Origin of the sequence: Streptomyces sp. NPDC021012, from assembly GCF_044333355.1 — a bacterium.
In the GTDB taxonomy this organism is placed as follows: Bacteria; Actinomycetota; Actinomycetes; order Streptomycetales; family Streptomycetaceae; genus Streptomyces.
This window is the reverse complement of the sequence record NZ_JBIRQU010000001.1, coordinates 497,127-520,665: the sequence shown is the minus strand read 5'-3', so window position 1 is coordinate 520,665 and position 23,539 is coordinate 497,127. Positions and strand designations below refer to the sequence as shown.

Below are 23,539 nucleotides of genomic sequence, written 5' to 3'. Positions count from 1 at the left end.
CGGACGGGGCCGGGCGACGGGTCCGGTCGACCCGCCGGGTCGACGGGTCCGGGCGGGTCCGGCCCGGGGCCCCGGGGCATCCCCTAGGGGACAGGACCGGGGTTCCTCCTCTGGTCGCGATCTATCGCGTTTCGCTACGCTGACTTCGTGGACCTCGAAAAGCAGCCCGAACCCGAGAAGCAGCCGCAGCCGCAGCGGCCGGCCGCCCCCGCCGAGCCCGCACCCGCCGAGCCCGCCTTCGCCGATCCGCAGGGCGCGCTGCGGGCCTCGGACGCGGACCGGGACCGGATCGCGGACATCCTCAAGGACGCCCTTGCCGAGGGACGGATCGACGCCGAGGAGCACTCGGACCGGATCGACGCGGTCTACCGGGCCAAGACCGTCGGGGAGCTGGAGCCGATCGTCCGCGACCTGCCGCGCGCCCGCACCGCCCCGGCGCCCGAACCGGCCGTGGCCTACGGCCCGGAGGACCCCGAGGGCGCCGCGGACAACCTCGTGGCGATCTTCTCCAGCACGACCCGCAAGGGCCGCTGGCGGGTCAGCCGCCGGACGAACGCCTTCGCGCTCTTCGGGAACGTGGAGATCGACCTGACCGAGGCGATCTTCGCCCAGCGGCTGACCACCATCAACGCGACGTCCATTTTCGGCAACGTCGAGGTGCGCGTCCCGGAGAACATCAGCATGCGCGGCAGCGGCAGCGGCATCTTCGGGAACTTCGAGGTCGTGACCCTGGAAGGCGTCGACCCCCAGGCCCCCGTCGTCGTCATCAACGGCTACTCGGTCTTCGGGAACGTCGAGGCCAAGCCCAAGCGCGGCAAGTGGGTCACCGACCTCCAGGGCAAGCTCAGGAAGAACCCCGGGCGGTGACGAGGGGCGGGCGCCCGGGGTGACGCGGGGGCGACCGCCGGGGTGACGCGGGGCGGGCGGCGGAGGTGACCGGAATTCGCCCTCGGGTATCCGCAGTGCGGAACGGCAGGGCACGCAGTGCATAGGCGCGCGCACAGCGGGTAGGGCTGGTGCATCGCCGCTCGCTCGCGTAGCCGTCGTCAGGAGTAGACCGTGCTGCAACTGCCGCATCAGCCCCTCCAGGTCGCCGCCGTACCCCCTCAGCGCGCCCCTGCCCGGGAGGACGAGGCCGGCCCATGGCACGCGGAGGCGGTGTGCCGCCGGGACGAAGCAGGGCTCTTCTTCGCCCCCTCGAAGGAGCCGACCGCCGCGCGGCTCGCCCGCGAGGAGGCGGCGAAGCGGGTCTGCTCGCGCTGTCCGGTGATGGTCGAGTGCCGGGAGCACGCGCTGCTCCAGCCCGAGCCGTACGGAGTGTGGGGCGGACTCACGGCGGCCGAGCGGCGCGTCGTCCTCGCCCGGCGCCGGCGGCGCGAGGTGGAGCTGCGGAAGGCGGCCGCCACCGAGCGGATCGCCCAGGCGGGCTGACGGGATCGCGGAGACCTTCCCCCGTCCCGTACGAGAAGGGGCGCCCCCACCGCACATGGGGGCGCCCCTCTTCGTATGTCGTACCGTCGTCGCGACGAACCGTTACTTCGCGCGGTCGAAGTCGATCGCGCTGTACGCGCGGAGCTTCGAGAGGCGGTGCGTCGAGTCGATCTGGCGGATCGTGCCGGACTTCGAGCGCATGACCAGCGACTGCGTGGTCGCCGTCTCGGCGCGGTAGCGCACCCCGCGCAGCAGCTCGCCGTCGGTGATGCCGGTGGCGACGAAGAACACGTTGTCGCCGCTGACCAGGTCGTTCGTGGAGAGCACGCGGTCCAGGTCGTGGCCCGCGTCCAGCGCCTTCTGGCGCTCGGCGTCGTCCTTCGGCCACAGCTTGCCCTGGATCACGCCGCCGAGGCACTTGATCGCGCAGGCGGAGATGATGCCCTCGGGCGTGCCGCCGATGCCCATGAGCATGTCGACGCCGGTGCCCTCGCGGACGGCCATGATCGAGCCGGCGACGTCGCCGTCCGAGATGAACTTGATCCGGGCGCCCGTCTCGCGGATCTCCTTGACGATGCCCTCGTGGCGCGGGCGGTCCAGGATGACGACCGTGATGTCCTCGGGCGAGGAGTTCTTCGCCTTGGCGACCCGGCGGATGTTGACCGAGACGGGGGCGTTGATGTCGACGAAGTCGGCGGCCTCGGGGCCGGTGACCAGCTTGTCCATGTAGAAGACCGCGGACGGGTCGAACATGGTGCCGCGGTCGGCGGCGGCCAGGACGGCGATCGCGTTCGGCATGCCCTTGGCGTTGAGCGTGGTGCCGTCGATCGGGTCGACCGCGATGTCGACCTCGGCGCCGGTGCCGTCGCCGACCCGCTCGCCGTTGAAGAGCATCGGGGCTTCGTCCTTCTCGCCCTCGCCGATGACGACGACGCCGTTCATCGAGACGGTGGAGATCAGGGTCCGCATGGCGTTGACCGCCGCCCCGTCCGCGCCGATCTTGTCGCCGCGGCCGACCCAGCGGCCGGCGGCCATGGCGGCCGCCTCGGTGACGCGGACCAGCTCAAGGGCGAGGTTGCGGTCGGGGGCCTCGGGAGAAACGACAAGCTCGGGCGGAAGGTGGTGGTGCTCGGTCATCGGAGCGCACCTTTCTGTACGGCGACGGCCGGGAAAAAGAGGGTGCTGTGACTCTATCGGTACGTCGACAAAATGAGCAGAGGGGCCCACGTATGAGCACAACACCATGATGCGACCATGGTGGGCGTGGCAGGTATGCGAGGCAGGCAGACGGTACGCGGGATGTTCCAGTCCCTCGGGGTGATCATGGTCGCCGCGGGCGTGATGTATCTCTTCATCCCGCACGACGACAACGCGGAGCCGGTCAAGGCGAAGGACTACCGGGTCGAGCTCCTCACGGCCCAGCGGGCGGCGCCGTACCCGGTGCTGGCCCCCGAGGGCCTCGGCGAGGGCTGGAGGGCGACGGTGGTCTCGTACAAGCGCGAGAAGGCCGACGCCTGGCAGCTCGGCTTCCTCTCCCCGGACACCCAGTACGTGGCCGTGAACCAGTCGACGGCCGAGCCGGGCAAGTTCGTGCCCGAGGTGACCCAGAAGGCCAAGGACACCGGGAAGACCGAGACGGTGGCCGGCCGGGTCTGGCAGCGCTGGGAGGGCCCGAAGTACGACGCGCTCGTCCGCACGGAGAACGGTGCGACGACCGTGGTGACCGGCACGGCCTCCTTCGAGCGGCTGGCGGAGATGGCCGGCGCGCTCCAGTCGAAGAAGGTCTGAGCCGTACGGAACGGAACGTACGGAACGGGATGTACGGAAAGGGCCCCGCACTCGTGGAGTGCGGGGCCCTTTCGTGCCGTCGGGCTCGTGCCGTCAGGCTCAGACGGTGGTGACGACCGCGTCGTAGTCGAGGCGCGGGCTGCGCGGGAACCAGGCGTCCTCGCCCGGCTTGCCGATGTTGACGATCATCAGCGGGGTGTGGTCGTCGTCCAGGAACTCCTTCTGGATGCCGGCGAGGTCCGCACCGGTCATCGGGCCGGCGGCCAGGCCGGCGGCGCGGACGCCGATGATGAAGTACGCGGCCTGGAGGGCGGCGTTCAGCAGCGCGGAGCTCTCGCGGACCGGACGCTCGGAGAAGAACATGTCCTTGACCTGCGGGAAGTGCGGGAGCAGGGTCTCGAAGTCCTCGTGGAACTCGTTGTCGGCCGAGAGGATCGCGACCAGCGGGGCGGTCGAGGTCTTGGCGGCGTTGCCCTCGGCCATGTGCTTCACCAGGCGCTCGCGGGCCTCGGGGGAGCGGACCAGGGTGATGCGCAGCGGGGTCTGGTTGAAGGCGGTCGGGCCGTACTTCACCAGGTCGTAGATCGCCTGCATCTGCTCGTCGGTCACCGGCTCGTCGGTGAACGTGTTGGCGGTGCGGGCCTCGCGGAAGAGGAGGTCCTGGGCGACGGCGTCAAGGGCGAGAGACATGGTGCGTACCTTCCGGACTGCAAAGGGGGGTCGCTCGTACGGGGTTCGAGCGATGCCTCGACAGTACGCCGAGGATTGGTGAAAATTCAACTAATCCATCCGGATAGTGATCCGTTTCACTCTCATCCGGATAACGATCCGCTTCGGCCGGAAGTCTACGTCAGGCGGGCGCGAGCCCGCGAGACCCGAAGCGGCTCCACTCGTCCCCCGTTTCCGCCTCCGCCGCGGGGTTACTCGTCCCCGTCCTCCGCGTCGGCCTCCCCTTCGGCCGCGCGCTCCGCCGCCAGCGAGGCGTCGAGCCGGGCCCGGGCCCCCTCCAGACGGCGACGGCACACCTTCGCCAGCTCCTCGCCGCGCTCCCACAGCGCGAGGGACTCCTCCAGGGACGTCCCGCCGGCCTCAAGGCGCCGGACGACCTCGATCAGCTCGTCCCGCGCCTGCTCGTAGCCGAGGGCCGCCTCTTCCGTCTCCGCGCCCGCGCCCGCGCCCGCGCCCGTGTCCGTACCCGCTGCCATCTGCCGCTCCCTCTTCCGTATCGGTTCCTGTCGAATGCTCAGGTGCTCAGGCCGGGTCGGCCGCGCGCCGCACCGTGAACTCGCCCTCGGCGACCCTGGCCCGCAGCTCCTCGCCCTCCGCGACCTCCTCGGGGGAGCGGACCACCGCCCCGTCCGGCCGCTGGAGCACCGCGTACCCCCGCTCCAGCGTCGCGGCGGGCGACAGCGCCCGCACACGCGCCCGCGTGTGCGAGAGCTCCGAGTCCGCCCGGTCGAGCAGGTGCCCGAGGACCCGACGGCTCCGGGCGAGGAGCTGCGCGACCTCGTCCTCGCGGACCTCGACCATGCGCTGCGGATGCTCCATGACGGGCCGCGCGAGCGCGTTCGCCAGGCCGCGCTCCTCGCGCTCCAGGAGGCCGCGCACGGTCCGCAGCGCCCGGTCCCGGAGCCCGCGCACCCGGTCCAGCTCCTCGCCGACGTCCGGGACGACCTTCTTGGCCGCGTCCGTCGGCGTCGAGGCGCGCAGATCGGCCACCAGGTCGAGCAGCGGGGAGTCCGGCTCGTGCCCGATCGCGGACACCACCGGCGTACGGCACTCGGCCACCGTGCGGATCAGCTGCTCGTCCGAGAACGGCAGCAGGTCCTCGACGCTGCCGCCGCCCCGGGCCACGATGATCACGTCCACGTCCCCGTGCGCGTCCAGCTCCTTCACCGCCTGGACGACCTGCGGGACCGCCTTCACGCCCTGCACCGCCACGTTCCGCACCTCGAAGCGGACGGCCGGCCAGCGACGGCGCGCGTTCTCCAGGACGTCCCGCTCGGCCGCCGAGGCGCGGCCGCAGACCAGGCCGACGAGGTGCGGCAGGAACGGCAGCGGCTTCTTCCGGTCGGCCGCGAACAGGCCCTCCGAGGCCAGGCTCCGCTTCAGCTGCTCCAGGCGCGCCAGCAGCTCCCCGATCCCGACCGGCTTGATCTCCACCGCCCGCAGCGACAGCTGCCCGCGCGGCGCGTACCACTCGGGCTTGGCGTGCACGACGACCCTGGCGCCCTCCGAGACGACGTCCGCGACCGCGTCGAAGACCTGGCGGTAGCAGGTGACGCTGATGGAGACGTCGTACGAGGGATCCCGCAGCGTCAGGAAGACGACCCCGGCGCCGGGGCGCCGCGACAGCTGCGTGATCTGCCCCTCGACCCAGATCGCCCCGAGCCGGTCGATCCACCCCCCGATCAGCCGGGAGACCTCACCGACGGGAAGCGGCGCTTCTGCGGACGTAGTCAGAGCCATGGACCGAGCGTAACCGCGCGGTACGACAACGTCAGGGGCGCGGGCGGCGCAGGTCGCTACGCGCGCGGGGACGGCCTCGTCGCGCCCTGGACGGCGAGGACGACGAGGCCCACCCCCAGCCAGATCACGCCCACCACCTGCGCGGCGGCCGAGGCCTCGACGATCACGGCGATCAGGATGGCCGCGCCGACCACCGGGAGCACCACGTGCTTCAGCCAGTGCGGCGGCCCCTCCGCCCGTCGTACCGCGAACCAGCCCACCACGCTCGCGTGCAGCAGGACGAAGGCGGTGAGCGCGCCGACGTCGACCACCGAGACCAGGTGGTCGAGGCCGTCGTCCCGGCGGGCCGCCCACAGCGCGGCGATCATCGTGACCGTCGCCGCCACGAGCAGCGCCACGCGCGGGACGCCGCCGTCGGTGCGGGCGAGCAGGTGCGGCAGGCGCCGGTCGCGGCCCATCGCGAACAGCAGCCGCCCGCCCGCCGCCTGCCCCGCGAGCGCCGCGAAGGCCGCGCCGATCGCCTTGGAGACGGCCACCAGGTCGTGCAGCCAGGTGCCGACCGACGCCTCCACGGCGTCGTAGAAGGCCGAGCCCTGCTTGGCCGGGTCGGCGGCGAGCTCGGCGGAGGAGACCGGTTCGAGGAGCGCCACCAGCCAGGTCTGGGCCACGAACAGGACGCCCGCCAGCGCCAGGCAGAACAGCACGGCCCGCGCCACCTTCCGCGAACCGCCCGTCACCTCCTCCGCGAAGGAGGCGATCGCGTCGAAGCCCAGGTACGACAGGACGGCCACCGAGACCGCGCCCACCACCGCGGACAGCGAGAAGGAGACGTCGCCGGTGAGCGGCGACCACCAGTCGCGCTGCGCCCCGTCCCGTACGAGCACCACCACCGCGGACACGGCGAAGACCAGCAGGACGACGATCTCCATCGCGAGCACCGCGAAGCCGACCCGGGCCGCCGCCCGTACGCCCCACAGGTTCAGCAGGGTGGTGACCACCACGGCGATCCCCGTCCACACCCACCGGTCCACCTCCGGGACCAGCGCCTCCATCGCGATGCCCGCGAAGAGGTAGGCGACGGCCGGGATCAGCAGGTAGTCGAGCATCGCCATCCACCCGGCGACGAACCCGGGCCCTTCGCCGAGGCCCTTGCTCGCGTACGTGAAGACGGAGCCGGCCTGGGGCGCGACCCGCACCATCTGGGCGTAGCTGAACGCCGTGAACGCCATGGCGACGGTCGCCACGACGTACACCAGTGCGACGGCCCCGTGCGACTTCGCGTCGAGCGTGCCGAAGACGCCGACGGGCGCCATGGGGGCGATGAACAGCAGCCCGTACACGACAAGGTCACGGAATCCGAGATTCCGTCGCAGCCCCTCGTGGTCCGCCACCCGCGTCTCCTGAGCCATGGCGCCAGTTTCGGCCACGGCACCGCTCCAAGCGCTCACCGACGCGGCCTTACGATGGGACGCATGACTGCAACGCCCGCGCCGACGCCCGATTCCGCCTCCGCGACGAACCGCCCGAAGCGTGTCCTGCTCGCCGCCCCCCGCGGCTACTGCGCGGGCGTGGACCGTGCCGTGATCGCCGTGGAGAAGGCCCTGGAGCAGTACGGGGCGCCGATCTACGTCCGGCACGAGATCGTCCACAACAAGTACGTCGTCCAGACCCTGGAGCGGAAGGGCGCGATCTTCGTCGACCAGGCGACCGAGGTGCCGCCGGGCAACATCGTGATGTTCTCCGCGCACGGCGTCGCCCCGACCGTCCACGAGGAGGCCCGCGTGGGCCGGCTCGCGACCATCGACGCCACCTGCCCGCTGGTCACCAAGGTCCACAAGGAGGCCGTCCGCTTCGCCAAGGACGACTTCGACATCCTCCTCATCGGCCACGAGGGCCACGAGGAGGTCATCGGCACCTCCGGCGAGGCCCCCGACCACATCCAGCTGGTCGACGGCCCGGCGGACGTGGCCAAGGTCGAGGTCCGCGACCCCTCCCGGGTCGTCTGGCTCTCCCAGACCACGCTCTCGGTCGACGAGACGATGGAGACGGTCGACGCGCTGAAGGAGAAGTTCCCGCAGCTGATCTCCCCGCCGTCCGACGACATCTGCTACGCCACGCAGAACCGCCAGACCGCGATCAAGGAGCTCGCCGGCCAGGCCGAGCTGGTGATCGTCGTCGGCTCGAAGAACTCCTCCAACTCGATCCGCATGGTCGAGGTCGCCAAGCAGGCCGGCGTCCCCGCCGCGTACCTGGTCGACTTCGCCAGCGAGATCGACGAGGCCTGGCTGGAGGGCGTGACCAGCGTCGGCCTCTCCTCCGGCGCCTCCGTCCCGGACGTCCTGGTGCAGGAGGTCCTGGAGTGGCTCGCCGAGCGCGGCTACGCGGACGTGGAGATCGTCAAGACGGCCGACGAGTCCCTGACCTTCTCGCTGCCCAAGGAGCTCCGCAACAAGGACCTGCGGGCCGAGGCGGCGGCCCTGCTCGAAAACGAGTGACGCAGCGCCCCGGCCCGTAACGTTGGGTCCATGAACGTCTTCGGAGTGGACATCGGCGGCTCGGGCATCAAGGGCGCCCCCGTGGACCTGGAACGCGGCACGCTCGCCGAGGAGCGTCACAAGGTACTGACCCCGCAGCCCGCCACACCCGACGGTGTGGCGGGCTGCGTCGCGGAGGTCGTGGCGCACTTCGGCTGGACGGGACCGGTGGGGGTCACCTTCCCGGGCGTCGTGACGGGCTCCACCGTCCGTACGGCCGCCAACGTCGACAGGTCCTGGATCGGCGTCGACGCCGGCACCCTGCTGAGCGACCGCCTCGGCGGGCTCCCGGTGACCGTCATGAACGACGCGGACGCGGCCGGGATCGCCGAGATGACCTTCGGCGCGGGCCGGGGCCGCAAGGGCACGGTGATCCTGCTGACCCTCGGCACGGGCATCGGCTCCGCCCTCTTCGTCGACGGCCGCCTCGTCCCCAACACCGAACTCGGCCACCTCGAACTCAAGGGCCACGACGCGGAGACCCGCGCCTCCACGAAGGCCAAGGAGGACGAGGACCTCACCTGGGAGCACTGGGCGACCAAGCGGCTGACCAAGTACCTCGCCCACGTGGAGATGCTCTTCTCCCCGGAACTCTTCATCATCGGCGGCGGCGTCAGCCGCAAGGCGGACAGGTTCCTCCCGCTGATCAAGGGCATCCGCGCCGAGATCGTCCCGGCAGAGCTCCAGAACAACGCGGGGATCGTGGGGGCGGGGATGGCGGCGGGGGCGGCCTGAGAGGAACAGGGGCCCGGCCCGGGCCTCTGGCGGGACGGCCTGAGAGCCCGAGCCCCTGGCGGGGCGGCCCTGGCGGGGCGGCCTGAGAGCCCGAGCCCCTGGCCCTGAGATACGAGCCCCTGGCGGGGCGGTCTGAGAGGAAGAAGGCCCCGGCCCGGGCCCCGGCGGGGGCGGCCTGAGAGGGGCCCGCCCCTGGGTGTCCCGGGCGGCGGCCCCGGTTACGCCACCCGGTCAAGCCACCGGCCTGCGCCGCGCCGTACGGGGGCGTCCGCCCGGGCCCTCGCCCGTCGTCCCGGTGCCGGAGGCGGTCCGGGCGGTGGTGCGGGACTGATGGCGGCGCCCCATGTCCCGCAGCTTGCGGACGCTCGTGATGAGGCCGGCGACGAGGGTGCCGCCGTAGAGCCAGCCGGCGTGCACGGCGAGGGCGGTCACGACGGCCATGGCCTGGCCGCCGAAGCCGCCGGTGCCGCCCGCGATGGGGATGACGCCGACGGCGAAGGCGATGGGGACGCCGATCGGAGCGGTGACGAGGTCGGCGGTCCGGACCCAGAGCGCGGTCAGGGCGCTGACCGGCAGGAACAGCAGCCCGTACACGGCGGGGGAGCCGTCGAGGAGCAGCTGGTCGAGGAGGCCGAGGGTGAGCATGACGGCCGAGGCGAACAGCCCGGCGCCGAGCCCGGTGAGGCGGGGCGAGGGAAGCCGGCGCAGGGCGAGGACGACGGGCGGCACGGGCCGGCGCCCGGCGGGCCGCGCGGAGGGGCGACCGGCCGGGGCGGTCCCGGCGGCACCCGGGGCGGCGCCCGTCCCGGCCCGCTCCACGCGCGCGCGACCGGCCGCGCCACCGGCCCCGCCGGTCACGCGGTAGACGGCCGCGCCCTCCACGAGCGCGCCGGGCGGTGCGACCGGCGGCGTGGCGGTGGTCTGCGGCCTTCGGCGGCGTTGCGGCTGACTTGTCCTGTGCTGCTCCACACGACCAACGTAGGTCGGAAGGGGGCGGGAACCGGGTCCGGGACACGCCCTTTGGGTGACCTTGCCCCCGAGATCGGCCGAAGGTCGGCGTCACCGGCCGGTTCGGCCCGCCCGTAAACTGGGGGATCGGCCCACCATCCACACCTTCAGGAAGTCGCCACCGTGTCGCTCACGATCGGAATCGTCGGTCTGCCGAATGTCGGCAAGTCGACCCTGTTCAACGCCCTGACCAAGAACGACGTGCTGGCGGCCAACTACCCGTTCGCCACGATCGAGCCCAACGTCGGCGTCGTCGGTGTCCCCGACGCCCGCCTGGCCAAGCTCGCCGAGGTCTTCGGCTCCCAGCGCATCCTCCCGGCGACGGTCGACTTCGTCGACATCGCGGGCATCGTGCGCGGCGCGAGCGAGGGCGAGGGCCTGGGCAACAAGTTCCTCGCGAACATCCGCGAGTCGGACGCGATCTGCCAGGTCATCCGCGCCTTCAAGGACGAGAACGTCGTCCACGTCGACGGCAAGGTCTCGCCGAAGGACGACATCGAGACGATCAACACGGAGCTGATCCTCGCGGACCTCCAGACGATCGAGAAGGTCCTGCCGCGCCTCCAGAAGGAGTCCCGGATCAAGAAGGACGTGGCCCCCAAGGTCGCCGCCGTCGAGGCCGCCCAGGCGATCCTGGAGAAGGGCGACACGCTCTTCTCGCAGGGCGTCGTCCAGGGCTCGGAGAAGGCGGAGCTCCTCCACGACCTCCACCTCCTCACCACCAAGCCCTTCCTGTACGTCTTCAACGTGGACGAGGACGAGCTGACGGACGAGGCCTTCAAGGCCGAGCAGAGCGCCCTGGTCGCCCCGGCCGAGGCGATCTTCCTCAACGCCAAGCTGGAGCAGGACCTCGCCGAGCTCGACGAGGAGGACGCCATGGAGCTCCTCGAGTCCGTCGGCGCCGAGGAGCCCGGCCTCGCCACCCTCGCCCGCGTCGGCTTCGCCACCCTCGGCCTCCAGACCTACCTGACGGCCGGCCCGAAGGAAGCCCGCGCCTGGACGATCAAGCAGGGCGCCACGGCCCCCGAGGCGGCCGGTGTCATCCACACCGACTTCCAGAAGGGCTTCATCAAGGCCGAGGTCATCTCCTTCGCCGACCTCGTCGAAACCGGCTCGGTCGCCGAAGCCCGCGCCGCCGGCAAGGCCCGCATGGAGGGCAAGGAGTACGTCATGCAGGACGGGGACGTGGTGGAGTTCCGCTTCAACGTCTGATCGCGTGCCTAGAGGCGGCCTGACCTGCGGCGATGCAGGTCAGGCCGTTGTGCTGTCCGCAGCAGTCCGCGGAACTTCAGCCTGGTGAGTCGTTCTCAGGCAGAGAGACCGGTGTCGGCGGCCAGGGCGGCGGAAGCGGCCAGTACTCGCGCAAAGCTGGCTACAGCCGCCTTGTCCAGGTGCTCAATCGCCCCACGGAGGTGCTCCTCCCAGTCGAGGCGGAACTCGTAAGCGAGTAGGTACCCCTCTCGGTGGGTGGCCGGGCTGATGCCGAGCAGGGCGTTCAGATCGGGCGCCGGAAAGACCACGGGGGACTGGAAGATCTCGCGCTCCGCAGCGTCCGGGGCGAGCCGGCTCTGGCCGATTAGTAGGGCCGGGTCTACCAACCGCGCTGCTTCCTCGCACCAGACGGTTACGTGCCCCCGGACTTCCCCGTTCTGCGTGACCACGGGCGGAAGCCCCCAGTCCGGCAGGTCGACCGATCCGCCGTCGCTCCGGGTCACCCGCAACTTGGTAGGGATCAGTCGGCATTCCAGTCCAAGGGAGCGCAGGGCCGTGGTGAATGCCAGCACGAGGAAGGCCGGAGAGGGTGCCGTCTGCCCACCTAGATGGTAAGAGGTGGCCCCAAGCAGGCTGTAAAGCGAGCGCGCGTCAAGTGGAACGGCCCGGGCGAGAGCTACGGCGTTGTGCCAGGGGTATTCGGCTATCGGATACGTTCCACTGCCTCCCGACGGCGGCAGCGGAAAGTGAGGAGGCCCCTCCAAGCTCACCATGTTGGAAGGCTTGTCCTGGAGATCCTCTTCACGCAGCTCCAGGAACTGGCGTGCTGTGACCGCAAGCGGTACGTGACTCTGCCCCGCGGCCTCGAACAGTTCGAGGCTCTCTCGCATCAGGGCGCGGCACAGTTCCAGGTCACCGTCTGGATGCCCCAGAAGGTGTCGGGTCCAGGCGAGCACAGCGCGTCGGTGCGGGACATGGGCCAGTACGTCCGGTCCGGCTTCGGTGTGTGCCACGAGCAGCGCCTCAGCCTGGTCGATCAACAACCCCGCGGCTTGCAGGATCCAGGCGTCAGTGGGTAGTCCCTTCTTCTGCCTGTGGAGGCTGCCCACCATCAGGGCATGGGCCGCGTCCACCATGTGGTCCGCGTGGTGGCGCATGATGTTCACGGCTTCCCGCTCGGCGGGCTCGGGGATTCCCGCGGTGACGGCAAGGGCCTCCTCCAGCCGACCCGTGGATGCTTTGACGATGGCGTCCAGGAAGCGCAGTTCCGCACTCGTCTCGGCGTCTGCCGGAGCTGCTGCCTTGGCCTGGCTGATGGCCATGGCCGCGTCGTCCCAGTTCTGGATCCACACGAGCGACTGCACTTGCTCCAATCGGATCCCCAAGGCTGTCGAGGGAGCCACATCCTCGCGCTGCAGAACCGCCTCGAGCCTGGCGTTGGCGCGGGCGATGTCAGCGAAGCGGTCCGTTGCCACTGCTGCGCGCATGTCGGCGACGTGGGCCAACAGCAGATGCTCGACGCCTTCGGCGTCGAGGGCGTCCATGCCTTCCAACAGAGTCCAGGCAATCTGTGCTGCCTGCGCGCCCTCATCGAACCGCGACTGATTGATCAGGCACTGGGCCAGTGTCGTCATCGTGGCGGCTCGCCGGTAGACGGGATCGTCGATTGCCTCTTCGCCGGCGTGCTCCGCGATCGTCAGAGCCTCACGCAACAGTCCCTCGCTGCGCGCCAGATCACCGTGGATGTTTGAGATCGCTCCCGCAACATTGGCCAGCAGGGCCACGGTGTTGGTGTCCGCATGGCCGCTGCTCGTCACGCGGTGCGCCACATGAACCGCATGCTCGATCAGGGTGGCGGCCTCGGCCCATGAGTGCTGTTTCTGGCAGTCCACCAGTCGCTTCACCAGCTCGTACTGGAAGCGTCCTTGCATCGCCTTGACGGCCTCGCTGTCCATCATCGCGCGGATGACTTCCTGGACGATGCGGTGGATTGCAAGAAATCCGTCTCGGGGGTCGATCAGGGAGAATCTGCGCAGCTCCGCCACAGCTCTGTAGACGGCGGATCCGGTCGGCAGGTCGAGTGTCGCGAGATGGAGCGGAATGAAGTCTGGGGCGAGCAGGGCACAGCGGGCGAGCAGCGCAGCGGGGAGATGCTGTTCCGAGCTGTCGGACGAGTGCAGCGCTTGGTCGAGTACCCGTTTCACGCTGAGGGTGACCGCTGCGGTCAGCGTCACGCCCTCCCGGTAGTCGAGCGGTACGAAGCCGCGGTCGTCGAGCAACTGGGCGCGGCAGTTGGCGAGTTCAGTCAGATAGACGCCGACCGGGCACTGGGTCGCCGCGATGTAGCCGATGGCCTGGGCGATGCCGAGCGGGATGCCCTCCACTGCGTTGACCAGTGCGGACGCCTCGGACTCGCAGATATGTGGCAGCCGTTCTCCAACCCAGACAGTGGCCTCCCCGGCCGTCATCCGTTCGACGACCAGCCCGCCGTCTGCCGCAGCCCAGGTCGAGTCGCGGGTGGTGACCAGCACATGCGCGCCCTCGCAGGTCGGCAGCAGACCTTGCAGCTGCTCCCGGTTCGCGACGTTGTCGTAGACGAGCAACAGCCTGGAGCCTAGGCGCGCCAGTCGAAGGCCGACCTGAGTGAGGATCTCCACGTCGGTGGCTGGCTCGGTGTCCTGCCGCTCCTCGGCGACCATCCGCCGATACGCGGCGATGACGTCCTCCCTGGTGTCGGACGGGATCCACCAGACGAAGTCGTACTGGTCTCGGTGTCGGTGGGCATACAGCCGCGCGATGCTCGATTTGCCGATCCCGCCGAGTCCGGACACGACCACCCGGGGTGTCCCGGCATCGGGCTCTTTGCTGAATCGTTCCCTGAGCGTCGCCAGCTCCCTGCTCCGGCCGCGCACACCGGCAGCCGAAGGGACCTCACGGAAGAGTGCGCGGCCGGGCCCGGGCAGCTTGACCGCCTCGGCCGCAGGCGTGCCGCGGCGTCCGCGCAGGAGGCTCGGAAGCTCGGCCAACCGGAACGTGCGCCTGGCGAGCAGGTGGTCCCCGGACCACTGGAACATCTTCACAAACAGCGCGTCGACCGTGCTGTCGATGTCCTCCGCCGCCATGGCGACGGGTGACAGGCGCAGCAGCTCCAACCGGGCCTGGTCGAGGATCTGCTCCCACGGTCCGATCCGGGTGTCGATCTCCAGTCGGCGGAGTAACGCGTGGTCGTTTGTGGACAGCCCGATCGAGGCCGGTACTTCGTCCTTGCACTCTGCCAGCCATGTGTCAGGGTCCGGCATGGCCCGGGCACGTGCCACCGCGTTCCGCAGGGCATGTCCCGACGAGTGCACGGGAGCGTCCGAGAGGAACCGCAGCACCGCCGTGCCTTCGGGATCTGCAGAGCCCCAGCGTCGAGCCAGCCGTATCAGTTCCGGACCTGACCATGAGCCCGGCTCGACGCGGGTCTTCGCCTGTGCCAGCAGCAGCGGCCGTCCCTGCGCGTCGCGTACTTCGAAGTCGATGGCCTCATCGGCGCCCTCGACCCGGAAGGTCTCGGCCTCCGGGTACTCCTCCGGAGTGCGGATGAGCTGCAGAATGGCGCATGCCGTCTGGAAACTCATGCCCCGTGCCGTGTCGACTCCGCCCATATGGCGATTCCCCCTTGGCCTCGGTTTCGCCCTCCAGCATGCAGGACACCACTGACAGCCCGTGTCGCAACCGTTCACAAACCGCCACGTAGCCGTCCCCTACGCACGGGACCAGCCGTTGGCGAAGTCGCACTGGAGGTCTGTCGAGCGGCGCCGCTCGACGGGGGTGTAGGCGGGGTGGTCGCGGAGGTGGGCCAGGGCATTGACCCACTGGTCCCAGAGACCGTCGGGCTGGGTGAAGCGGTCCGAATGGTGGGTGCCGAGGTGGGCGTCGAGGCGGAGGAGGGCGCCGAGGGCTGCGGGTTGGTCGTAGCGGAGGTCGGTGCGGGGGAGGTAATGGTCGAGGTAGGTGGTGAGGATCTCGGCGTCGGCGTGGGTGCCGAAGCGGGCCAGGGCGAAGCAGTAGGCGCTGCCGGAGAAGCAGACCTCGCTGGCCAGGAGCAGGTCGCCGATGCGTTCGCGGAACTGTTCGCGGCGGTCGACGCCGATCACCCATGCGGCGGTGAGGCGCGAGCGCCACTCGTAGCCGAGGAGGGCTTCCAACTCGGCATCGGTGATCGTGGCCGCGTCGTCGATGAGGTGATGGGCGAAACGTTCGCCGTGAGGCCACTCGGGCCGCAGGAATCGACCACTTTTCAGGACGAGGTAGCGCGCGTGGCCCGAGTCCTTCCTTGCCGCGTAGCGCTCGATCACGTAGCCGTAGCCGACCTCCTCGGGGTGCTGGAACGGCATCGGTCACCTCTCCGGGGGCAGGTCGGTACGGTCGATCCAGGTGGGGGCGACGAAGATGTTGTCGCCGATGGGGGCTTCTGAGGCTTCCAGCAGGGACCAGGTGCGGGACTCTTCGACCAGGTGCTGCCAGGGCGCGGTCCAGTCGAGTTCCCAGCCCGGGCCAGTGTCGGAGACGCCGTACGTGTGGCCGGCGTCCACCCGCCAGAACTGGGAGTAGAGGATCACCTGGGCGTGGTCGGCCAGGTCGTTGATGATCTCGGTGAAGTGGGTCGAGGGCCAGCCCGGGGCATCGTCCGCAGCGGTGGCTCGTAGGCGCGCGGTGAGCGGCGGGACGACAGGGGTGCATGCGCCGAGTTCGGTCAGGGCCCAGCGGATGCCTTCCGGCTCGCTCCAGTCGGGTGGCGTCGCCCGTTCCAGGCAGGCGCGGTAGGCGAGGCGCAGAGGCTCGATGGCGCCGTCGATTTCCAGGCTCGCCAGGGCCATGGCCGCCCATTCGCGGACGGTCGGGTTGTCGCTGTCCAGTAGGCCGATGAGAGCGGGGCCGCAACGGGGATCGCCCACCTCCTCGAAGACCTCGATGGCGGTCAGCTGGCCGAAGCCGCCGAGGGAAGGCAGGCCGTTGATGACGGCGGGTATGGCGTCGGCGCCGATCCAGATCAGCTCCGCGCGGGCGTCGTAGGACTCGTCGGCCTTGCCGTCGAGCTGCTGGACGAGTGTCTCGATGTGGGAGGTCATGACGCGGGGTGGTCCCGACGCCAGAAAGTGGGGAGCCACCAGCAGAGAACCGAGCTGTCGTCGGGCCACGGGGCGCGGTCCTCGGTCGCCCAGTCCTCGAAGGAGTCCCGTGTCAGATCGATGGGGCGCCAGGCGGGGTCGAGCGGCTCGTCCTCGGCCGGTGGGCGGACGAACCGGCGGCCGTGCTCGTCGCAGGCGCCGAAGTCCTGGTAGTTGCGCTGGGCCTCGATCAGGGAGACCTTGTTCGCCCCGCCGGCCATGGTGGGCCAGCGGAACTGGACCCCGTCGTCCTCCCAGAAGCAGACGGGGCAGATCTCGTACGAGCCGGGCATCGCTGCCAGTACGCGGTACCCACAGCACGGGCAGGGGTAGGAGTAGCTCACCTCCGCAGTTTCGCCGCCGGTCCCGCCGGTGTGCCAGGGATTTCGCCGCCTCGGAGCCTCCGGCCAGTCCGCAGCCAGTCCGCAGGACACCCCTAAACGGCCGTCGGGAGCCAACGCGTGCCAACGACGAAATCCCAGGTCACGGCCCTGGACGGGGCTCCGCCGCAGGTCAGGATCGGCCCACAGACATTCCGCTTCAACGTCTGATACGTCCCCTTCTTCGGGCCAGGGCCGGACCTTCGGGTCCGGCCCTGGGCTTTGCCCACGTATCCTCGACTGCTGGGGGAAATGGGGGAGAGGGATCGCGGAGGTATACAGGTGGAGTTCCGGCTGCTCGGCTCCGTTGCGTTGGTGACGGAGGACAGGGACGTAGCCTTGGGGCCCGCCAAGCGGTCCAGTCTGCTCGCGATGCTTCTGCTGCGGCCGAACAGCGCGGTGAACGTCGGGCAGTTGATAGACGCGCTGTGGGAGGAGGAGCCGCCCACGCATGCCAAGACCGTCCTGCAGGGGCATGTGTCGCGGCTGAGGGCGCTGCTTGCCGAGCACGGGGCCGAGGCGTACGGGGTCGAGCTCGCGACGCAGGGGTCCGCGTATGTGCTGAGGATGCCGGAGTCGCTGGTGGACGCGCACCGGTTCGAGGAGCTCGTGGGGCTCGCCGGGGTGCAGCGGCAGCCGGCCGACGCGGTGCGGATGCTGCGGGAGGCGCTGTCGTACTGGCAGGGGCCGGCGCTCACCGGGACGGTGCACAGCAGGCCGATGGAGGCCGCCGCCGGGGGGCTTGAGGAGATGCGGCTCGCCTCGGTGGAGGCGTTGGCGGAGGCGTACGGGCAGCTCGGCGAGCATGGTCGGGCCGCGGCTGTGCTGCGTACCGAGGCGGTGGCGCACCCGTTGCGCGAGTCGTTGGCCGCCGCGCTGATGCTGGCGCTGGCGCGCTCGGGCCGTCAGTCGGACGCGATCGACTGGTACCACCGGACGCGGCGGCTGCTCGCCGAGGAGCTGGGCGTCGACCCCGGCGAGACGCTCAGTGAGGCGTACGCGACGCTGCTCCGTTCCGCCGAGCCCGTCTCCGTGCCCCGGCCCGCCGTCGAGGTCAGGACCCCGGCGCCCGAGGGCCTGCCGCGGGCCCCGCGCGGCTTCACCGGGCGCGGGGCCGAGCTGGCCGCGCTCGACCGCGCCGTCCGCGCCGGGGACGGCCCGGTCTGTCTCGTCACCGGGCCCGCCGGCGTCGGCAAGACCGCCTTCGCCGTGCACTGGGCCTACGAGCGGCGCGCCGACTTCCCCGACGGGCGGCTCTTCGCCGATCTGCGGGGCTTCAGCGACACCGCGGAGCCCGAGACCGCCGCGGTCCTGCGGGAGTTCCTGCTCGCCCTCGGCGTGCCGCCGCAGAAGGTCCCGGAGACCGTCGACGCGCGCGGTGCGCTGTTCCGCTCGCTCACCGGCGGCCGCCGGCTGCTCGTCGTCCTCGACAACGCCCGCTCCTCCGAGCAGGTCCGGCCGCTGCTGCCCGGCGGCGACCACTGCGCCACGCTCGTCACCAGCCGCGACCGGCTCGGCGGGCTCATCGCCTCCGACGCCGCCCGGCCCGTACCGCTCGGACTCCTCAAGCCGGCCGCCTCGGCGGCGCTCCTCACCACCGTGCTCGGCGAGGAGCGCGTCGCCGCCGAGCCCGCCGCCGCCACCCGGCTCGCCCGGCTCTGCGACGGTCTGCCGCTCGCCCTCCGGGTGACGGCGGCCAGGCTGGCCGAGCGGCCGCAGTGGACCCTCGACGCGATGGTCGGCGAACTCGCCGACGAGCAGGGGAGGTTGGCACTCCTCGACGTGGAGGACCGGGGCGTCTCGGCCGCCCTCCGGCTGACCGTGCAGCAGCTGCCCGAGTCCGCCGCCCGGATGTTCCGCGCGATCGGCCTGCACACGGGATCCGATGTGGACCGGTTCGCGGCGGGCGCGCTCGCCGGGACGACCCCCGGGCAGGCCTCCGCCGACCTGGACCGGCTCGCCGCAGCGCACCTGCTCACCGAGGCCGTCCCCGGCCGGTGGACGCCGCACGACCTGGTGCGCCTCTACGCGCGCCACCTCGCCCCGCAGGCCGACCCCGAGGGCCTGCCCCGGCTCCTCGACCACTACCTGTACACGGGCCTCGCGGCCGACGCCGCCGCCGAACCCGGCTCGCAGCCCTGCTACTCGCTGCCCGCCGACGCCCGGCGGCCCGCCGCGACGAGGGAGTTCGAGGACCGTTCGGCGGCGCTCGACTGGTACGCCGCCGAACGCCCCGCCCTGGAGGGCGCGGTCGCCGCCGCGGCCGCCCTCGGGATGCACGACCGGGCCTGGCGGCTCGCTCTCGTGCCGTGGCCGCTGATGCTCAGCCGGATCGGGGACGGCTGGACCCCGCTCCTGGAGGCCGGGCTCGCCTCGGCCGAGGCGATCGGCGACCTCGACGCGCAGTCGCGCGCGCGTGCCCTGCTCGGCTGGATCCTGCACGAGGAGGGCCGGAGCGCCGAGGCCCTGGTCCACCTGGAGAAGGCGCCCGGTCTGGCCGCCCGGGTCGGCGACCCGATCAGCGAGGCCATCGCGTACGTCAACTACGCCGCCGTCCTCGACGCGACCGGGGAGCACGAGCGGGCCGGGCTGCTCATGCTGCACGCCGTCGACCTCGCCGACCGCACCGGCCACCCCTCCACCCAGGTGCTGACCCTCCAGCACCTCGCGGGCCACTGCCTGAAGGCGGGGGAGTACGAGGCGGCGCTCGCGCACACCCTTCGCGCCGGGGAACTGGTCGCGCCCGACGCGGTGGTCGTCCGGGCCTCGCTGCAGATCACCCGGGGCGAGGCACTGGCCGGTATCGGCCGTCTCGAAGAGGCCGCTGACCAGTTGGAACGGGCGATCGTCGCGGCCGACGCGGCCGGTTTCACCGAGGGTTCGGCACGGGCCGCGGCGGGTCTTTCGAGGCTGTCAGCGAATCGTTAGCGCTACGCAAGCGGGACGGCAGCGCGGATCGGGAAGCTGGACGCAGCACCGAGTGAGGTGCAGCGGCGCACGTGGATCACGTGCGCCGGCCGACCGCGTCAACGGGGGAGAACCACCATGCGCAACCACCGCAAGAACACCGTCCTGGCCGCCGCCGCCATCGCCGCCCTCTCGCTGGGCCTGACCGCCTGCGGCGGCGGGGACGACACGGCCGCCAAGGACGCGGGGAGCGCGAGCTCCGCCGCCCAGTCCGCCACCGGTACGGGCGCCGACGGCACGGCCGGCGGCGGCACGGCCGACCAGACCGCCGCGAAGAGCGGCTCGGGCTCCTCCACGGGCGGCTCGTCCACCGGCGGTTCCACGACCGGCGGTTCGAAGGCCTCCACGGGCGGTTCGAAGGCGGGCTCCTCCACGGGTTCGACCGGCTCCACCGGCTCCTCCGCCGGCGGCAGCAGCTCCGCCAAGACCCCCGCCTGCGCCTACGGCGACATCAAGGTCACGGCGGCGAAGGCGGACGAGGTCCCGACCGAGCACATCGTCCTCACCGCCACCAACACCTCCGGCCGCACGTGCACCCTGCTGGAGTACCCGCTCATCGCCTTCGGCCCGATCCAGACCGCCAAGGACATCCCGTCCGTCGCGAAGAGCAAGCCGGGCACGCCGATCGTCCTGAAGGCCGGCGCGCCCGCCTACGCGAACGTGCGGATCGCGCTCGGCGGCGTCCACGAGGACAACAAGGTCGTGAAGGAGTTCAACGTGAACCTCTTCGCCCCCGAGGGCCCGGCCGAGGGCAGCATCGTCGTCAAGGCGCCCGCCGGCGGCCTCGCGGTCGACGAGGCCGCCGCGAAGACGGGCTACTGGACGTACGAGCTCCGCAACGGCGCCGACGAGTTCTGAGCCGTACGCGTCACGGTACGAGGCCCGTCTTCGCGCCCGCCCCGCACAGCGGCACCACCGTGAGCCCGGGGCGGGGCGGGGCCGCGTCCACCGCCGCCCAGCAGGCCGTGCCCGTCGCCTCGACGAAGAGGCCCCGGCGGGCCAGGTCCCGCTGGGCGGCGCGGATCTGCTCCTCCGTCACCGTCAGGAACGTGCCGCCGCTCGCGCGGACCGCACGCAGGATCTGGCGGGCGCGGGGCGGGGCCGGGATCGCGATGCCCTCGGCGAGGGTGGGGCGCGCGACGGCCGGCTCCGTCAGGTCCTCCGCGCCCGCGTGGAAGGCGGCGGCCAGCGGGGACACGGCCTCCGCCTGGACGGCGAGGAGCGCGGGCCGGCGCTCGACGAGCCCGTGGCCGTACAGCTCCTCGACGGCGAGGGCGGCGCCGAGGAGCAGGGTGCCGTTGCCGACGGGGACGACGATCGTGTCCGGGAGCCGTCCGCCGAGCTCCTCCCACAGCTCGTACACATAGGTCTTGGTGCCGTGCAGGAAGTACGGGTTGTAGACGTGCGAGGCGTAGAAGACGCCCGGCTCGTCGGCGGCCCCGCGCGCCGCCCGGGCCGTCGCCTCGCGGTCGCCGGGCACCTCGACGATCCGGGCCCCGTGCGCCCGGATCTGCTCCAGCTTCTTGGGGGACGTGCCCTCGGGGACGTACACGACGCAGTCGAGGCCGGCCCGCGCGCCGTACGCGGCGATCGCCGTGCCGGCGTTGCCGCTGCTGTCGGCGAGGACCGTCCGGGGTTCCAGACGGCGGGCGTGCGCGGCGAGCATCACGGCGCCCCGGTCCTTGAAGGACAGGGTCGGCATGAGGAAGTCGAGCTTGGCCGAAACAGAGCCGGTGGCCGACCCGGTGAGGTGGACGAGCGGTGTGCGGCCCTCGCCGAGGCTCACCTCGGGGCCGTACGGGAGCGGAGGAAGCGCCTCCGTGTAACGCCACAAGGAATTCACACGTGACGCGAGTGACGGGAGGGAGACCGGTGCACTCGCGAACGCGAGGTCCCAGGGGCCGCGGCACTTCGGACAGCACCAGGTGAGGGCGTCGACGGGGGACTGGATCCGGCAGCGCGGGCACTCGTAGGCGGTCATGAGGGCCAGCATGTCAGCGGTGTGGCGCGGGTGTTGCGGAGCTGTGCGGGCCCTTGTGCGATTCCTATGGATCAGCCAACCTTTCGCTCGGCAGCCGGACTTCGAGACGGCGCGGGCCTCCCGTGTCGTATTGACATGTCCATGTCGCATTCATGTCGTGCTCCTGCCTTACCCCCACGAGGAGGACCCCCCACATGTCAGTGATGCGCGCACCGCGCCGCCGGACGGCCACCGCCGCGGCCATCGCCGTCGCGGCCCTCGCCCTCGGCTCCCTCTCCGCCCTCCCGGCGGCCGCCGCGGCCGCCGCCCCCACGGGCGTCATCGAGAACGCCGGGGCCGAGGGAACCGTCCCGAACAGCTACATCGTCACCCTCGACGAGTCCGCGCCGGCGGAGACCGCCAAGGGCCGGGCCGTCGCCGCCAGGTTCGGCGCGAAGATCAAGCGGACGTACACCTCGGCGGTCAACGGCTACTCCGTCGAGCTCTCCGAGGCGCAGGCCCGGAAGCTGGCTGCCGACCCGGCCGTGACGAAGGTCGTCCAGAACCGCGTCTTCCACATCGACGCCACCCAGCCCTCCCCGCCCTCCTGGGGCCTGGACCGGATCGACCAGAAGGCCCTTCCGCTGAACCAGGGCTACACCTACCCGGACTCCGCGGGCCAGGGTGTCACCGCGTACATCATCGACACCGGCGTACGCATCACCCACACCGAGTTCGGCGGCCGCGCCTTCGACGGCTACGACGCCATCGACAACGACAACACCGCCCAGGACGGCCACGGCCACGGCACCCATGTCGCCGGCACCGTCGCGGGCTCCTCGTACGGCGTCGCCAAGAAGGCGAAGATCGTCGGCGTCCGCGTCCTCGACAACTCCGGCTCCGGCACGACCGAGCAGGTCGTCGCGGGCATCGACTGGGTGACGCGCAACGCCGTGAAGCCGGCCGTCGCCAACATGAGCCTCGGCGGCGGCGTCGACACCGTCCTCGACGACGCCGTCCGCAACTCGATCGCCTCCGGCGTCACGTACGCGGTCGCCGCCGGCAACGAGACCGACAACGCCGCCAACCACTCGCCCGCGCGCGTGGCCGAGGCCATCACGGTCGGCGCCACCACGTCGAGCGACGCCAAGGCGAGCTACTCCAACTACGGCAGCGGCCTCGACCTCTTCGCCCCGGGCTCCTCCATCACCTCCTCCTGGGGTACCGGCGACACCGCCACCAACACCATCTCCGGTACGTCGATGGCGACCCCGCACGTGGCCGGCGCCGCAGCCCTCTACCTGGCGGACCACCCGACGGCGACCCCGGCGCAGGTCTCCTCGGCCCTGACGGCGGCCGCCACCCCGAACGTCGTCACCAGCCCCGGCACCGGCTCCCCGAACAAGCTGCTCTACGTCGGCGGCGGCACCACCCCGCCGCCCACCGGGCCGAAGTTCGAGAACACCGCGGACTACGCGATCAACGACAACGCGACCGTCGAGTCCCCGGTCACCGTCACCGGTGTCTCGGGCAACGCCCCGGCCGCACTCCAGGTGCCTGTGAACATCGTTCACACCTACATCGGTGATCTCCAGGTCCAGCTGATCGCCCCCGACGGCACGGCGTACACGCTGAAGGCCTTCGGCACCGGCGGCAGCGCGGACAACATCAACACCACGTACACCGTGAACGCCTCCTCGGAGGTCGCCAACGGCACGTGGAAGCTGCGGGTCACCGACAACGCGGCCTACGACACCGGGAAGATCGACTCCTGGGCCCTGCAGTTCTGATCCACTCCGATCCGCTCCGATCCAGAGCGGTCCACTCTGATCCACGTCCGACGTGCCTGACGCGCCTGGCGGGAAAGAGGGGGGCGGTCGCCTGCGGGCGGCCGCCTCTTTC

Annotated in this window: 20 protein-coding genes; 9 read left to right on the top strand and 11 right to left on the bottom strand. The window is 71.4% G+C overall.

Annotated features, from left to right (window positions below):
• The first annotated feature begins 147 nt into the window (after positions 1 to 147).
• Complete coding sequence (locus tag ACH4TP_RS02340; protein WP_398435300.1) at positions 148 to 867, top strand: DUF1707 domain-containing protein; 720 nt, start codon at positions 148 to 150, stop codon at positions 865 to 867.
• Between the two features lie 192 nt (positions 868 to 1,059).
• Complete coding sequence (locus ACH4TP_RS02335) at positions 1,060 to 1,431, top strand: WhiB family transcriptional regulator (RefSeq protein ID WP_389231922.1); 372 nt, start codon at positions 1,060 to 1,062, stop codon at positions 1,429 to 1,431.
• Positions 1,432 to 1,533: 102 nt separating this feature from the next.
• Here ACH4TP_RS02335 and glpX read toward each other — a convergent pair whose 3' ends face one another.
• Positions 1,534 to 2,568 (bottom strand): class II fructose-bisphosphatase, encoded by a 1,035-nt coding sequence (glpX, locus tag ACH4TP_RS02330; protein ID WP_352023716.1) that lies wholly within the window; start codon positions 2,566 to 2,568, stop codon positions 1,534 to 1,536.
• 117 nt (positions 2,569 to 2,685) lie between these two features.
• Between glpX and ACH4TP_RS02325 the strand changes: the two genes are divergently transcribed.
• Positions 2,686 to 3,219, top strand: coding sequence for a DUF4245 domain-containing protein (locus tag ACH4TP_RS02325; RefSeq protein ID WP_389231919.1), 534 nt, complete (start codon positions 2,686 to 2,688; stop codon positions 3,217 to 3,219).
• 99 nt (positions 3,220 to 3,318) lie between these two features.
• On the opposite strand, the gene ACH4TP_RS02320 is transcribed toward ACH4TP_RS02325, so the two are convergent.
• From ACH4TP_RS02320 to ACH4TP_RS02305, 4 genes are all read right to left on the bottom strand, one after another.
• The gene (locus ACH4TP_RS02320) at positions 3,319 to 3,909 is read right to left on the bottom strand and encodes a malonic semialdehyde reductase (protein WP_389231916.1); all 591 of its coding nucleotides are present in this window, start codon (positions 3,907 to 3,909) and stop codon (positions 3,319 to 3,321) included.
• Positions 3,910 to 4,139: 230 nt separating this feature from the next.
• Positions 4,140 to 4,424, bottom strand: coding sequence for an exodeoxyribonuclease VII small subunit (locus ACH4TP_RS02315; protein WP_398435298.1), 285 nt, complete (start codon positions 4,422 to 4,424; stop codon positions 4,140 to 4,142).
• A gap of 46 nt (positions 4,425 to 4,470) precedes the next feature.
• Positions 4,471 to 5,688 (bottom strand): exodeoxyribonuclease VII large subunit, encoded by a 1,218-nt coding sequence (xseA, locus tag ACH4TP_RS02310; protein ID WP_398435297.1) that lies wholly within the window; start codon positions 5,686 to 5,688, stop codon positions 4,471 to 4,473.
• Positions 5,689 to 5,744: 56 nt separating this feature from the next.
• Positions 5,745 to 7,097: an APC family permease gene (locus ACH4TP_RS02305; RefSeq protein ID WP_398435295.1), complete on the bottom strand. Its 1,353-nt coding sequence runs from the start codon at positions 7,095 to 7,097 to the stop codon at positions 5,745 to 5,747.
• 54 nt (positions 7,098 to 7,151) lie between these two features.
• Here ACH4TP_RS02305 and ACH4TP_RS02300 point away from each other — a divergent pair, with 54 nt between their 5' ends.
• Positions 7,152 to 8,183, top strand: coding sequence for a 4-hydroxy-3-methylbut-2-enyl diphosphate reductase (locus tag ACH4TP_RS02300; protein ID WP_398435293.1), 1,032 nt, complete (start codon positions 7,152 to 7,154; stop codon positions 8,181 to 8,183).
• A gap of 30 nt (positions 8,184 to 8,213) precedes the next feature.
• Positions 8,214 to 8,957 carry a polyphosphate--glucose phosphotransferase gene (ppgK, locus tag ACH4TP_RS02295; protein ID WP_389231901.1) on the top strand — a complete coding sequence of 248 codons (744 nt, stop codon included), beginning with the start codon at positions 8,214 to 8,216 and terminating at the stop codon, positions 8,955 to 8,957.
• 231 nt (positions 8,958 to 9,188) lie between these two features.
• Here ppgK and ACH4TP_RS02290 read toward each other — a convergent pair whose 3' ends face one another.
• Positions 9,189 to 9,926, bottom strand: coding sequence for a DUF6542 domain-containing protein (locus tag ACH4TP_RS02290; RefSeq protein WP_398186754.1), 738 nt, complete (start codon positions 9,924 to 9,926; stop codon positions 9,189 to 9,191).
• 162 nt (positions 9,927 to 10,088) lie between these two features.
• On the opposite strand from ACH4TP_RS02290, the gene ychF reads away from it, so the two are divergent.
• Positions 10,089 to 11,177, top strand: a complete 1,089-nt coding sequence (gene ychF, locus ACH4TP_RS02285) for a redox-regulated ATPase YchF (RefSeq protein ID WP_389231895.1) — start codon at positions 10,089 to 10,091, stop codon at positions 11,175 to 11,177.
• A 95-nt stretch (positions 11,178 to 11,272) separates the two neighbouring features.
• Here the strand turns inward: ychF and ACH4TP_RS02280 are convergent, their stop codons facing one another.
• The 4 genes from ACH4TP_RS02280 to ACH4TP_RS02265 form a co-directional block, all read right to left on the bottom strand.
• On the bottom strand, positions 11,273 to 14,797 hold the full coding sequence (locus ACH4TP_RS02280) for an NB-ARC domain-containing protein (RefSeq protein ID WP_398435291.1): 3,525 nt from the start codon (positions 14,795 to 14,797) through the stop codon (positions 11,273 to 11,275).
• 126 nt (positions 14,798 to 14,923) lie between these two features.
• A complete protein-coding gene (locus ACH4TP_RS02275) occupies positions 14,924 to 15,556 on the bottom strand; it encodes a DUF6000 family protein (RefSeq protein ID WP_398435290.1) in 633 nt (210 codons plus the stop codon).
• 3 nt (positions 15,557 to 15,559) lie between these two features.
• Entirely contained in the window at positions 15,560 to 16,291 is a 732-nt protein-coding gene (locus ACH4TP_RS02270; RefSeq protein ID WP_398435288.1) for a HEAT repeat domain-containing protein, read from the bottom strand.
• On the bottom strand, positions 16,288 to 16,674 hold the full coding sequence (locus ACH4TP_RS02265; RefSeq protein ID WP_398435286.1) for a CPCC family cysteine-rich protein: 387 nt from the start codon (positions 16,672 to 16,674) through the stop codon (positions 16,288 to 16,290). The genes ACH4TP_RS02270 and ACH4TP_RS02265 overlap by 4 nt, the downstream gene beginning before the upstream one ends.
• A gap of 318 nt (positions 16,675 to 16,992) precedes the next feature.
• Between ACH4TP_RS02265 and ACH4TP_RS02260 the strand changes: the two genes are divergently transcribed.
• Together ACH4TP_RS02260 and ACH4TP_RS02255 are read left to right on the top strand one after the other, a co-directional pair.
• Positions 16,993 to 19,638 carry a BTAD domain-containing putative transcriptional regulator gene (locus tag ACH4TP_RS02260; RefSeq protein ID WP_398435284.1) on the top strand — a complete coding sequence of 882 codons (2,646 nt, stop codon included), beginning with the start codon at positions 16,993 to 16,995 and terminating at the stop codon, positions 19,636 to 19,638.
• 117 nt (positions 19,639 to 19,755) lie between these two features.
• A complete protein-coding gene (locus tag ACH4TP_RS02255) occupies positions 19,756 to 20,535 on the top strand; it encodes a DUF4232 domain-containing protein (protein WP_398186716.1) in 780 nt (259 codons plus the stop codon).
• Positions 20,536 to 20,545: 10 nt separating this feature from the next.
• Here ACH4TP_RS02255 and ACH4TP_RS02250 read toward each other — a convergent pair whose 3' ends face one another.
• Positions 20,546 to 21,670 carry a threonine synthase gene (locus ACH4TP_RS02250; protein WP_398435282.1) on the bottom strand — a complete coding sequence of 375 codons (1,125 nt, stop codon included), beginning with the start codon at positions 21,668 to 21,670 and terminating at the stop codon, positions 20,546 to 20,548.
• 182 nt (positions 21,671 to 21,852) lie between these two features.
• On the opposite strand from ACH4TP_RS02250, the gene ACH4TP_RS02245 reads away from it, so the two are divergent.
• Complete coding sequence (locus ACH4TP_RS02245) at positions 21,853 to 23,427, top strand: S8 family peptidase (RefSeq protein ID WP_389231840.1); 1,575 nt, start codon at positions 21,853 to 21,855, stop codon at positions 23,425 to 23,427.
• The last annotated feature ends 112 nt before the right edge of the window (positions 23,428 to 23,539 follow it).